We start from the raw sequence: 12,684 nt of genomic DNA on the forward strand, positions 1-12,684 counted from the left end.
GCAGTGGATATGGCGGTATAACCATGAACGCCCAAATATGGCATTGGGCGGCATCACCCCCAGACAGCGGCTGGCCATGGCCGCATAGCTCTACTTCTCAGAGTGATGGTTTATGGGGGGATTACCGTTCGTTGATTACTTGCTCACGCGTCTTGCCAGAACTTACATCAGGTGTGCGGATGGGGTAGTTGCTCTCACCATAAGAAAGGCGGCCTTGCCGCATCGCAGCCTCGGTCTCCGCCTTGACTTGGGCGCGGGTTTTCTCGCTCTTGAAGTGTTCCGGGTGAACGATTACGCCCTTTTCATTGTTGGCAGGATGCTCGTAGGCTGCCGAAGCCATCCCTGGAAGGCCCAGAGCAACCACTGCGGTTGCGGCTGCGATCATGGAAGAAAGGAAGAGGCGTTGTTGGGTCATGGTTGAAGCTCCTAAGGAAGGTAGATGAAACTTGCATCTCTCATGCCTTGGTCGGGCGTTGAGGTGATGTGTTCATCTTAGGGAGCGCACCCCAACAGAATCCGGACAGCCAGATGACATTGTTGTTAAGAATCTGCGTGAATTGGAGCGCGAGTTGGTGGACGTGCGCGGGGGACGAATGCGGAGGACGGAGGACCAACCACACGGGTAGACAGAAGTCACCGGTTGCAGAAAAATGTGCGCTCTTTATGGTGGCCCCAGACAATCGCCGAGCCAAGGTGGCGGAGCAACTCCAAAGACCGGCATTCTCCCGTGTTTCGGAACTCGGGATTCGTTATCTGCCTTACAGCCAACTGGAGCAGAACCACGCGTCCATGAGCCGCTTTGGCTCCAGCATCAAGCCATTGCTGGAGATTTCACAGCGGTTGTAAGTCTTCTGCCTTATGCCTTATTTCTCCTCCATGGGTTGGCCGGCTGGCATGGGCAGGCGGATGAGTTTTGCAGGGCCGACTGAATAGGCGCTTCCTCGGCGTCATTCCTTGCAGGTCTTCATCTCCGCCTCGAAGCGCTGCTTGCGCAGCTGGTTCAGGTAGGGCGTAGTCAAGGCACGCGGACCATGGTCGAGCGGCAGGATCAAGGGCTGGGGCGGGCAGTCGCCACGGCCGGTTTTGGCGGCCTCGGCGGCATCTCGCGTGCGCGTTGCCTCGGCCTCCTGGCCGGCCTTGCGGCCTTGCTCGATAGCCTGAAAGTCAGGGCCGGCCAGGACCGGCAAGGTGGCGCCCAGCATCAGCGCGCCGGCGAGGGGGTAGATCAGCTTGTTCATGATGATTCCTTTGGTATGCGAAACAGGGGGCTTGAGCTGCGTGAGGGGAACAAAGTGCCTTGACGGCGGCCTATTGATCCGGCACGGTTTATTGCAGAGTCCCGATGTCGTTCAACTTGAGCCCGTCGAGGGGCTTCGACACCTCAGCCCGAGCAAGGTTTACGAATAAAGCCTGCCGGATCAATAGTTGTGCGCCTGCATGCTCCAGCCCACCACCTGGCGGCTGAACAGGTCGATGACCGCTGCCAGGTATACCCAACCTTCGTCGGTGGCGATGTAGGTGGTGTTGCCACACCAGAGCTGGTCGGGTGTATCGGGATTGAAACGTCGCTGTACCAGGTCCGGGGCCACCGGCAGGCTGTGGCGGCTGTCCGTGGTCACCACGAATTTGTGCTGGGTCTTGGCCCGGATGCCGTGCTGCTGCATCAAGCGGCGCACACGTTCCCTGCCCACCCGGATGCCACGGGCGAGCAGTTCCTTGTGCATGCGAGGCCAATCGCATCAAGCTCGCCTTCTTCGAAGTTCAAACTGCTTGACCAAGCCATAAATAGCGGGAATTACTGCCAGCGTCAGCACGGTCGAGGAAATCATCCCTCCAACCATCGGTGCAGCGATACGGCTCATGACTTCCGAGCCTGTGCCAGTTCCCCACAGGATGGGAAGCAAGCCAGCCATGATGGCGACCACAGTCATCATCTTGGGACGCACCCGCTCAACCGCACCCTCCATGATGGCTTCATAAAGATCCGCAACGCCAGGCTCTTTGTTTTCAGCGCGGCGTTTTGCCTGAATTTCCTCCCAGGCATGGTCTAAATAGATCAACATGATCACCCCGGTCTCAGCGGCCACCCCCGCCAAGGCGATGAAGCCCACCGCGACGGCCACAGACATGTTGTAGCCCATCAACCACATGAGCCAGACCCCTCCGACCAAGGCAAACGGCACCGACAGCATGACGATCAGGGTTTCCGTCAGGCGCTTGAAGTTCAGGTACAGCAGCAGAAAGATGATGAGCAAGGTGACGGGAATGACCACCTTCATCTTTTGCACCGCACGTTCCATCGACTCAAACTGGCCACTCCAGGTCGCGTAGTAGCCCGGCGGAAACTTTACCTGTTCGTTCACGGCTTTGCGCGCGTCTGCCACATAGCTGCCGATGTCACGCTCACGGATGTCCACGAAGATGTAAGCAGACAGAAGCGCATTTTCAGTGCGGATGCCCGGCGCACCCTTTGCCACTTCGACCCGGGCCACCTGCCCCAGCGGCACCATCGCGCCGTCCATGGTGGGCACGAGCACTTCGCGGGCGATCTGCTGCGGGTCGGTGCGCAGCTCGCGCGGGTAGCGCACCGTGACGCCAAAGCGCTCGCGGCCTTCCACCGTCGTGGTCACCATTTCTCCGCCCAGTGCAGTACCAATGACTTCCAGCAAGTCTCCGACCGCCAGCCCGTAGCGCGCAAGTTGCACTCGGTCGGGCTCGATGTTGAGGTAAGAGCCCCCCGTGAGGCGCTCAGCGAAAGCCGAGGTCGTTCCCGGCACCTGCTTGACCACGGTTTCAATCTCGCGCGCCAGGCGTTCCATTTCGGTCAAGTCATTGCCGTAGACCTTGATGCCAATGGGCGTGCGAATGCCGGTGGACAGCATGTCGATGCGCGCTTTGATGGGCATGGTCCAGGCGTTGGACACGCCGGGGAACTGCAGTGCCTTGTCCAGTTCGGCGATGAGCTTGTCGGTCGTCATTCCGGGGCGCCATTCGGACTCGGGCTTGAGGTTGATGACGGTTTCGAACATCTCGGTCGGCGCCGGGTCGGTGGCGGTGTTGGCGCGCCCCGCCTTGCCAAAGACCGATACCACCTCGGGGAAGCTCTTGATGATCTTGTTCTGCGTCTGCATCAGCTCGGCTGCCTTGGTAATCGACATGCCTGGCAGCGAGGCGGGCATGTACAGCAACGAGCCTTCGTTGAGTGTGGGCATGAATTCAGAGCCGAGCTGGCTGGCGGGATAGAACGACACGCCCAGCACCAGGAGCGCAGCAGCGATGGTCAGCTTCTTCCAGCGCATCACGGTGGCGATGATGGGACGGTAGGCCCAGATCAGGAACCGGTTCACCGGGTTGCGGGATTCAGGCATGATTTTTCCGCGGATGAACAGCATCATCAGCACGGGCACCAGCGTCACGGACAGCAGCGCGGCCCCGGCCATCGCAAAGGTCTTGGTGTAGGCCAGCGGCGAGAACATGCGCCCTTCCTGCGATTCCAGCGTGAATACCGGCAGAAACGACACGGTAATGATGAGCAGCGAGAAGAACAACGCCGGCCCCACCTCCTTGCAGGCGGTGATCATCGCCTCCACGCGATCGGCCTTGCTGTGCTCGGGCGGGAGGCGTTCCAGGTGCTTGTGCGCGTTCTCGATCATGACGATGGCCGCATCCACCATGGCCCCAATGGCGATGGCGATGCCGCCCAGGCTCATCAGGTTGGAATTCATGCCCAGCAGGCGCATGGCGATGAATGAGATCAGCACACCCACGGGCAACATCAAGATAGCCACGAGGGCCGAGCGAACGTGCATCAGAAAGACCATGCAGACCAGGGCAACGATCAGGCTCTCTTCCAGCAAGGTGCGCTTGAGCGTATCGATGGCCCGGTGAATCAGGTCGGATCGGTCGTACACCGCCTCGATGCTGACGCCCGGCGGGAGGCCCGCCGAGACCTCGGCGATCTTTTCCTTGAGGTTGTGAATCACCTCCAGTGCGTTCTGGCCGTAGCGGGCCACGGCGATGCCGGAGACCACCTCGCCCTCGCCATTGAGCTCGGTCACGCCACGGCGCTCGTCCGGTACCAGTTCAACACGGGCGATGTCACGGATCAGCACCGGTGTGCCTTTTTCCGCCTTGACCACCAGGTTCTCGATGTCAGACACGCCGCGCAGATAGCCCTTGCCACGCACCATGTACTCGGTCTCGGCCATCTCCACCACGCGCCCGCCGACGTCCCGGTTCGAGTCGCGCACCACCTGGGAGACCTTGGCCAAGGGAATGCCGTAAGCCCGCAGTTTCACCGGATCGACGGTGATCTGGTACGTCTGCACAAACCCGCCAATCGACGCCACTTCGGCCACGCCATGGGCCTTGGTCAACTGGTAGCGCAGGTACCAATCCTGCAAGCTACGCAATTCGGCCAGGGTCATATCTTTGGCCAGGAGCGCATATTGGTACACCCAGCCCACGCCGGTCGCATCCGGGCCGATCTGCGGTGTCACGCCCTTGGGCATTCGCCCCGCTGCGAAGTTGAGGTATTCGAGCACGCGTGAGCGGGCCCAGTAGATGTCAGTGCCATCCTCGAAGATGATGTAGACGAACGAGGCGCCAAAGAAGGAGAAGCCGCGTACCACCTTGGACTTGGGAACCGACAGCATGGAGGTGGTCAACGGATACGTCACCTGATCCTCGACCACCTGCGGGGCCTGGCCCGGATACTCGGTGTAGACGATGACCTGAACGTCCGACAGGTCTGGCAGCGCGTCCAGCGGCGTTTTGAGCACGGCATAGACACCGCCAACAATGACGAACAGGGTCGCCAGCAGCACCAGGAAACGGTTTCTCCCCGACCAGTCGATGATCTTTGCAAGCATATTTTTTCCCGAAAATCAGTTGTGACCGGCGTGAGGATTGGCCGTGGCTTTGCCCAGGGGTCGGGCGGCGGTGATCACCCATTCGCCTTGATCGCGTTCGACGAACTCAAAGGCAACCAGGGCACCCGGCTTGAGCTCCTTGAGCAAGCCGCTGTGGGCGACCTTGAACTCCATCGACATGGCGGGCCATTTGAGACTGGGCACCGGGCCATGTGCCAGCGTCACCGTGGAGGACTTCGTATCGATGTCCTCTACTGTGCCTTCGGCTTGGTGACCCACGCCTGTGACGGCCTTGGTGCTTGCTGATCCATCAGGAGTGGCTTGAGTCCCGTGTCCTGTATGCCCCAGGCCTCCGATGGCGGCTTTGAGGTTGCTTTCCGCATCGATGAGGAAATTGGCGGCCACTACGACCATCTCACCGTCCTGCACGCCCTCGATAATTTCGATGCGGTCCTCGCTGCGCGCGCCGACCTTGACTTCGCGGGGCTCGAAACGCCCCTCCTTGAGTTGCACCAGAACGATCTGCCGTGTTCCGCTGTCGATAACCGCCGACGTCGGTACCGTCAGCACGGTGCCCTTGGAGGCGGCGGGCAGTTCCACCTGTGCAAACATGCCCGGCTTTAGCAACCCACCTGTATTGGTCAATTCGACCCGCACGGGCACGGTGCGAGTTTCAGCCGTGAGCGTTGGATAGACGTAGGTGATGGAACCGGTGAATACCTTGTCCGGGTAGGCGTTGATGCGAACCGTGGCCTTTGCCCCTGTTTTGACCATGCCGATGTCCTGCTCGAATACATCGGCTATCACCCACACTGAAGACAGGTTAGTGACCTGGTAGAGCGCGTCGCCTGGCATGAAACGCATGCCCTGTACCGCCTTTTTCTCGGTCACGATGCCTGCCACCGGCGAGCGAAATGTGAGGGTGCGGCGCGCCGTGCCCGACTGAGTCAGCGCCTTCACCTGCTCGTCCGAAATATCCCAGTTGCGCAGGCGCGTCAGGCCCGATTCGGCGAGTTCTCGCATTCCTTTCTGTGTTTCCTCGCTGGCGCCCTTCAAGGCGTCGACCCCTTGGGCGGCAATCGCATATTCGCGTTGCGCCGACACCAGCTCTGGGCTGTAGACCTCAAACAACGGCTGGCCCTTGCCCACGGCCTGGCCGGTGGCGTTGACATGCAAGCGTTCGACGTAGCCCTCGAACTTGGGGGTGATGGCGTAGGTCAGGCGCTCGTCGGGTTCGATGCGGCCTGCCGCGCGCACCATCTTGTCCAGGTTGCGCAGGCTGACAGCCTCAACGCGCACCCCGAGCTTCTGAACCTTGTCGGTGCTGATCTTGATCTGGTTGGCGCTTCCGGCTTCCGGTTCCTGATCGCCCTCGTAGACGGGGATGTAATCCATCCCCATCGGGTCCTTCTTGGGCGTGGGGGACGTATCGGGCAAGCCCATCGGATTGCGGTAATAGAGAACCTTGCGCTCCTTCTTATCGTTTGCCGAAGCAACAGTCGATGTCGCCTGCACTGATCCATGTGCAGCGGACTGGCGTTGCCCGTACCAATAGCCGCCTCCCGCAGCCAGTGCCGTGGCGGCCAGCACGAGCGCGCCCACCTTGATAGTTGTTGTCATAGATCTTCTCCCACGATGCGCTCGATGTCTGCCAGGCGAATCTGCGCCGCGACTCCTGCTTTGACTTGATTGAGTTTGGCTTGTCGTATCTGTCTCTGTGCATCCAGCAGGGTGGCGAAATCCACCTTGCCCGATTCGTAGCCTGCCAAAGCCGACCGGAACGTCAGCTCCGACTGGGGTAGCAGGCTGTCCGTGGTCAACGCCAGCGTACGGCGAGCCGCATCCAGGCCCGCCAAGTTTTCATACAGATCCGCCAGTACCTGGTTGGTGGCCGCTTCGCGGCGCGAGCGGGCGGCATCCAGCATGGCCTGTGCTTCCTGCTCCTGTGCGCGCCGGGTGTCCTGCTGCAAGGGAATGGTGACCTCGACCATCAACTCCCATTCCCGGATCGACTTACCGTACTGGATGGGTGACACCCCCACCGCAAAGTCCGGATAGCGGTTCTTGTAGGTGAGTTCACGGTTCTTTTCTGCAGCCTGGATTTGTGACTCCTCGGTTCTCAGCAGCGGATTGCTGGACCGTGCACGCTGCTCCAGGACATCAAATCGCATGGTCTCAGGCGCCGGAAGTGTGCGAATGCTCTCTGGCGTAGCCAGCATCTCGCTGGCAGGGCGCCCCACGAGCGCTTTCAGCTTGGCCTGCAACTGACTTCGCTCTGCTTCGAGTGCAATCAATTCGTTGCGCATGGTGGTTTGCTCCAGCTGCGCACGAATCACGTCCTGCTGCGCGGCCAGGCCACCGGCGTAGCGCACCTGGGCGACTTTTTCCAGGCGAGTCATCAGGTCCAGGATCTCCCTGGTCAGCCGCTCGTTCTGGTCCAGATAGTAGAGTTGGGCGTATGTCGTCTTGATCTTGGTCGCTAGTTCACTCCAGGTGCCAGCCACTCGCCCTCGGGCTGCTTCGGCCTGCAATTGGGCCGATTCACGCTTGAGGCCCCGTTTCCCAAACCACGGCAATTCCTGTGTGAGCAGGTATCGCGTGCTGCCCACACGCCCTGGCAGCAGCGTCGGGTTGCGCTCGCCCATCCGGGTAAGGTCACGAAGTTCCATGCTGAACTTTGGATCCGGCAAGGCACCCGCGGGTACGACACGCTCGGCAGCGGCATCGGCATCAAAACGCATGCTTGCGATTTCGGGGTTTCGCTCCCTGGCCGCTTGCAGCAACCCTTCAACACTCGACCCAAGCTTGACCTCCTGCGCGTAAACCATCGAGCTCAGCGCGAGAGACACCATTACCACACCCAACGACAGGCGATTCCTCATAGGCATCATGACCTCCCCCTTGGCGCACGCAAAGCGGAATTCAACCGGTCAATTACTTCGGCCCAGTCCGCGTCTTCCAGAAGTTCTTCGCGCAACAGAGTCGCCTGAGATGGTGTCCAGAATGGCGCATCGGCCAGCAGCACATCGGCCGGCAGTGGAGCGTGGGCCTCCAAGAACTCCCCGATGCCTGCCGCGTCCATGCGCAGACCAAGCTGGGAAAACAGTTCAGAGAAGCGATGAAATGACTTTTCCATAGCGGTGGTCCCTATTGTTCAAACACAAAAATAGGACTTACGCAAAATTGTTCCAGTAAGGCGCTCTGACGCAGACAGTGCAAGCGCACGGCAAGGAAGAGCAACGCCGCTGGGGCGATTTTGCGTAAGTCCTGAAAAATTCTGAAGACGTGGTCGGTGGAGGCTCACGAAAGCGTCAGGCTCAGCGCCAAAATGACCGCTCTGCAAGCCATCCCACCCTCTTTCACTGAAATCCAGGGTGTTGCACTTCGTATTTGAGTCCGCCCACCGCGTGCGAATTCACGTTGTGATTCTGCAAGCCCGAGACTGACGGGAAGATGTTTCAAAAATTACATTTCTGTCAGGTAATTTTTGGGGCGTGACCTATCAGGCTGCTGAAATCCCGAGGTTAGCCAGGCCGACGCGCGATCCCACAGAATGGATTCAACGTGCTCTGCTGGAGCCCCAATTGGGGGCTATCAACTCGGGGAGTAGAGACGCTGACGCGCGTCGCGTTCGGCAGGTGACTCGTTCAGCATTTCATTGATCACTTGCTGACGAGTTTTCCCAGGGCCCACATTAGGCACAGGCATTGGGTAGTTGCTCTGGCCATAAGACAGGCGTCCTTGCTGCATGGCAGCCTTGGTTTCCGCGATAACCTGCTCTCGCGTCTTCTCGCTCTTGAAGTGTTCCGGGTGAACGATTACGCCCTTTTCATTGTTGGCAGGATGCTCATATGCTGCCGAAGCCATCCCTGGAAGGCCCAGAGCAACTACTGCGGTTGCTGCTGCGATCATGGAAGAAAGGAAGAGGCGTTGTTGGGTCATGGTTGAAGCTCCTAAGGAAGGTAGATGAAACTTGCATCTCTCATGCCTTGGTCGGGCGTTGAGGAGATGTGTTCATCTTAGGGAGCGCACCCCAACAGAATCCGGACAGCCAGATGAGATTGTTGTCAGCTTGATGGCTGTGAGCCACGGTGAGGAAACATCAAGGTGAAGCAGGTTCGCCCGTCGCCCGACGTCGCCGTGACGCTGCCGCCGTGGGCCTCAGCGATGGCACGTGTGATGGCCAGGCCCAGCCCGGAGCCATCGGAGTCCGGATGGGCCCTGGAAGCATCGGCTCGGTAGAAGCGGTCGAACAGCCGGGGCAGGATCTTGGCATCGATGTCGGTTCCAGTGTTCTCCACGGCCACTGTCGTGGTTTGTGCCGTGCTGGTGATACGGATGGTGATGTCGCCGGCCTCGGGCGTGTAACGCAGGGCATTGGACAGCAGGTTGCTCACCGCACGGCGGAACATCAGGCGATCGCCTTCGACCTCGCCGTCTCCTTTCAACTGGAGCCGGATGCGCTGGGCCTGTCCGAATTTCTGTGTGTGAGGCTCATTGAACCTTCACCGATATCGTGAAGCTAGTTGAATATCTTACGTGCTCGATTTCGTGAACCGGTCTTCGTAGAGGATCGCGAATTGGTTCATCGCTGATTTCCAGTTGTTGGCCGCCCGTCCCCAGTCCTCGGTGATGTTGCGCAGTGCCAGCCAGATCAGCTTGGTGGCCGCGTCGTCGCTGGGGAAGTGTCTGCGCGTCTTGAGATCAAAGCGCAGCCTCGCATTCACGCTCTCAATCGCGTTGGTGTGTAAATCACCCTGCGCACCTCGGGCGGGAAGGCGAAGAACGGGATGACCTTGTCCCGGGCCCTGCGCCAGGCGCCAACGACGGTCGGGAATTTCTGGCCCCATGGCCCCTGGGCAAACGCATCCAGTTCGGCCTCGGCCGCCTCTGCGCTCACGGCCGTGTAGATCGGCTTAATGGCTGCGGCCAGCAGCTTACGATCCTTCCCGCTGGCGAAGTCCAAGCTGTTGCGTATCAGATGCACGATGCAGGTCTGCAGCGTCGTGGCCGGGAACACCGCTTGCAGCGCCTCGGGCATGCCCTTGAGGCCATCGGTCACGGAGATCAGGATGTCATGGACTCCGCGCGTCTTCAGATCGTTGAACACGCAACATCGCAGAACTTGGCGCCCTCGGTGTTCTCGATCCAGATCCCCAGGATGTCACGGCTGCCGTCGGGCAGCACGGCCAGCGCCAGATACACGGCCTTGGAGCGCACCACAGCGTCTTCACGTATCTTGACCCGCAGCGCGTCGAAGAACACGACGGGGTACATGGGCTCGAGCTGGCGCGTCTGCCAGGCCGAGACCTCGCTCATCACCGCGTCGGTGACGCTGCTGATGAGATCGGGCGAGACATCGACCGAGTACATCTCGGCCAGGAAGCCCTGGATCTCGCGCACCGTCATGCCGCGTGCGTACATGGCGGAGATCCAAGTCGTTAAAGCCGGTGAAGCGGCGCTCATGCTTGCCAATGAGCTGGGGCTCGAACGTGCCCTCGCGGTCGCGGGGAACGTCGATGCGCAAGGCGCCGACGTTGGTCAGCACGGTCTTGGCGCTCTTGCCGTTGCGGTGATTGACGGCAGCCCCTTCTGGCTTGGCCTGGCCGGGCGCGTAGCCCAGGTGATGGCTCATCTCGGCGCCCAGCGCTCGTTCAAGAACCGACTTCTTGAACTGCTGGAAGATGCCTTCGAGTTCGGCCGGCGTTACCGGCCCGGGAATGAGTTGCTCCAGCAGCTCGGCTGAGAATTGCGGCTGCGCCGCCTTGTCCGCTGCTGCAGTCGTCTTCGTCTTGCGTGGCATTCATGCTCCTTGTTGACATGCTATGCCTCACACACAAAATTTCTGACAGGCTTTCTGACAGGCTCGCTCGCGCCGATCCACTGGCGACTTCTGTCTACCCGTGTGGTAGATCCTCCGTCCTCCGCGTTTGTCCCCCGCACAGGTCCACCAACTTGCGCTCCAGCTCGCGCCGCTCCCTGATAAAAATGTCATCGGGCTGTCTAGATTCTGTTGGGGTGCGCTCCCTACGATGAACACATCTCCTCAACGCCCAAGCAAGGCATGAGAGATGCAAGTTTTATTCACCATCGCTAGGAGCTTCAACCATGATCCAACAACGCCTCTCCCTTTCTTCCATGATTGCCGCGGCGGCCGCAGTGGTTACCCTGGGCCTTCCAGGGATGGCTTCGGCCGCATACGAACATCCTGCCAACAATGAAAAGGGCGTAATCGTTCACCCGGAACACTTCAAGAGCGAGAAAACCCGTGCCCAAGTCAAAGCAGAAGCCGAGGCTGCCATGCGGCAAGGCCTCCTTTCTTACGGCGAAAGCAACTACCCTATCCGCACACCTGATGCAGCAGGTCCAGGCAAGACGCGTGAGCAAGTAATCAACGAATTGCGGAGCGAGTCCCCTGAAGAACGCGACGCGCGTCTGCGTCTCTATTCCCCCGGTTGATTGTCCTCGGTGGGGCTGCAGAAAATTCCTTGGAATCCATTCTGTGGGATTGTTGGCGTCGGCCTGACTAACCTCGGGCCAGCCCAGGCCGCCGTCCAATTTCCCATGACACCCCACCGCCGCGAACCGTCCCGACGAGTCGCTGACCCAGCCGCGGCTCGATCACCGACTTACACGGAACGAGCGAGAATCCCATGCCGTCATCCTGCATCTAGCAGCGTGCACTCGCCAGCATCACGGAACGCCGGTAGATGTCCGCAGCGCGCTGCGCGTCGGCCACGGGTCGATGTTTCTGGCCGGTTTCGGATCCGATCCTGAGGTTTCCCCTCAAACTTCAAGCGCGGCATTGGGATTGCTCCAGCGGCTAATGATCTGCAACAGTGGCTCGGTGGGCGGATCAAGGACAGTAACGATTAACCAGCCCAGTTGATGCACCGACAGCTGTGGGCGGCTGCGGCGGTTGGTCAGTTGCCAATGGCGTTGTTGCTGACCGTCGTAGGCCCATTGCCCGACCAGATACAGCACCCACTGCGCCAGCGTGGCGATCAGCACCAGCACGGCCAGGCGCTCGGGCGTGCGCGTACCGCTGCGCTCCAGGCCCAGACCCCAACGCGCATTCTTGGTGTCGCGAAACGATGGCTCGATTTGCATGCGCTGCGCGTACCGCGCCGCAATCGCTGCAGCGCTGAGCTGGCGCAGCGAGCATGAGGCGGCCAGCAGCCACGGCTCGGTTTGCGAGCGGGCATTCTTGCGTGAGTGTTTGCTGCGCGCGCGGGTGCCGCGCACCGTGTGCTTGTGCCGGCCTTTGGGCTCGTGCTTGAGCAGTACCAGCCGGCACACATGGGGGCGCGAGCGCACGCATTCATAAGCGCCCAGGTCGCTCGGCCTGGTGGTGGCTTGCGCCCACACGCTGCGGCAGCTGGCCCAGCGCGCCTGCGGGTGGTCCGCTGGACGCAGCAGATCACGCCCACGGATACGCCCCAGCCAATGCCAGCCGAGTTTTTCCACGGCGGCAAACCAGGGCGCACGAAAGCCTGCATCGGTGACGATGATAGGGCACGCCCGCTCGCCAACGATGGCCTTGAGCTGGCGCAGAAAGCGCGTATGCGTGCGGGGCGTGGCCGCCTGCTTGGCGCCGTACACCTGCTCGAGCAAGCTCAGGCTGCGCCCATGCAAGGCCAAGCTGGCGCGGATCAGCTGCACACTGCGATCGGCCTTGAGATCGCTCCTGATGTTGTCCCCGTATTCCCGTCCCCGTCCTAGTCGCAATAAAGCGCCTGGTCCATCGCCGGTTCCTGGCGCACTTGTGCAGCCCGCTGCCTCCTGAACTCCCGAGGCGAGCGCATTTTCAGCG

9 protein-coding genes and 5 pseudogenes are annotated in these 12,684 nt (G+C 60.6%); 2 read left to right on the top strand and 12 right to left on the bottom strand.

What is annotated here, in order from left to right; all coding sequences use genetic code 11:
• Positions 1–121: 121 nt before the first annotated feature.
• On the bottom strand, positions 122–415 hold the full coding sequence (locus tag J1777_RS13415; protein WP_207576193.1) for a DUF4148 domain-containing protein: 294 nt from the start codon (positions 413–415) through the stop codon (positions 122–124).
• A gap of 224 nt (positions 416–639) precedes the next feature.
• Between J1777_RS13415 and J1777_RS14530 the strand changes: the two are divergent.
• Positions 640–846, top strand: a pseudogene (locus J1777_RS14530) (type II restriction endonuclease); the annotation flags it as partial.
• Between the two features lie 101 nt (positions 847–947).
• Here the strand turns inward: J1777_RS14530 and J1777_RS13420 are convergent.
• From J1777_RS13420 to J1777_RS13460, 9 genes and pseudogenes are all read right to left on the bottom strand, one after another.
• Complete coding sequence (locus tag J1777_RS13420; RefSeq protein ID WP_207576194.1) at positions 948–1,238, bottom strand: hypothetical protein; 291 nt, start codon at positions 1,236–1,238, stop codon at positions 948–950.
• A gap of 189 nt (positions 1,239–1,427) precedes the next feature.
• A pseudogene (locus J1777_RS14605) lies at positions 1,428–1,733 on the bottom strand (IS3 family transposase); the annotation flags it as partial.
• A gap of 6 nt (positions 1,734–1,739) precedes the next feature.
• Entirely contained in the window at positions 1,740–4,871 is a 3,132-nt protein-coding gene (locus J1777_RS13430; RefSeq protein WP_207576195.1) for an efflux RND transporter permease subunit, read from the bottom strand.
• Between the two features lie 15 nt (positions 4,872–4,886).
• Positions 4,887–6,491 (bottom strand): efflux RND transporter periplasmic adaptor subunit, encoded by a 1,605-nt coding sequence (locus tag J1777_RS13435; RefSeq protein ID WP_207576196.1) that lies wholly within the window; start codon positions 6,489–6,491, stop codon positions 4,887–4,889.
• Positions 6,488–7,762, bottom strand: coding sequence for a TolC family protein (locus tag J1777_RS13440; RefSeq protein WP_207576197.1), 1,275 nt, complete (start codon positions 7,760–7,762; stop codon positions 6,488–6,490). Before J1777_RS13440 ends, J1777_RS13435 begins: the two co-directional genes overlap by 4 nt.
• Positions 7,759–8,007, bottom strand: a complete 249-nt coding sequence (locus tag J1777_RS13445; RefSeq protein WP_066697057.1) for a DUF2789 domain-containing protein — start codon at positions 8,005–8,007, stop codon at positions 7,759–7,761. The genes J1777_RS13440 and J1777_RS13445 overlap by 4 nt, the downstream gene beginning before the upstream one ends.
• Positions 8,008–8,465: 458 nt before the next feature.
• Positions 8,466–8,813 carry a DUF4148 domain-containing protein gene (locus J1777_RS13450; RefSeq protein WP_207576198.1) on the bottom strand — a complete coding sequence of 116 codons (348 nt, stop codon included), beginning with the start codon at positions 8,811–8,813 and terminating at the stop codon, positions 8,466–8,468.
• A gap of 125 nt (positions 8,814–8,938) precedes the next feature.
• Positions 8,939–9,343, bottom strand: a pseudogene (locus J1777_RS13455) (ATP-binding protein); the annotation flags it as partial.
• 63 nt (positions 9,344–9,406) lie between these two features.
• A pseudogene (locus J1777_RS13460) lies at positions 9,407–10,674 on the bottom strand (IS256 family transposase).
• A 305-nt stretch (positions 10,675–10,979) separates the two neighbouring features.
• On the opposite strand from J1777_RS13460, the gene J1777_RS13465 reads away from it, so the two are divergent.
• Positions 10,980–11,330 (top strand): DUF4148 domain-containing protein, encoded by a 351-nt coding sequence (locus J1777_RS13465; protein WP_207375624.1) that lies wholly within the window; start codon positions 10,980–10,982, stop codon positions 11,328–11,330.
• A gap of 67 nt (positions 11,331–11,397) precedes the next feature.
• Here the strand turns inward: J1777_RS13465 and J1777_RS13470 are convergent.
• Together J1777_RS13470 and J1777_RS13475 are read right to left on the bottom strand one after the other, a co-directional pair.
• Positions 11,398–11,643, bottom strand: a pseudogene (locus J1777_RS13470) (DUF3363 domain-containing protein); the annotation flags it as partial.
• 14 nt (positions 11,644–11,657) lie between these two features.
• Positions 11,658–12,684: IS4 family transposase (locus J1777_RS13475; RefSeq protein ID WP_207576199.1), on the bottom strand; the 1,027-nt coding region annotated here is incomplete at its 5' end.

It is taken from the genome of Comamonas denitrificans (assembly GCF_017368815.1).
GTDB lineage: Bacteria > Pseudomonadota > Gammaproteobacteria > Burkholderiales > Burkholderiaceae_C > Comamonas > Comamonas denitrificans.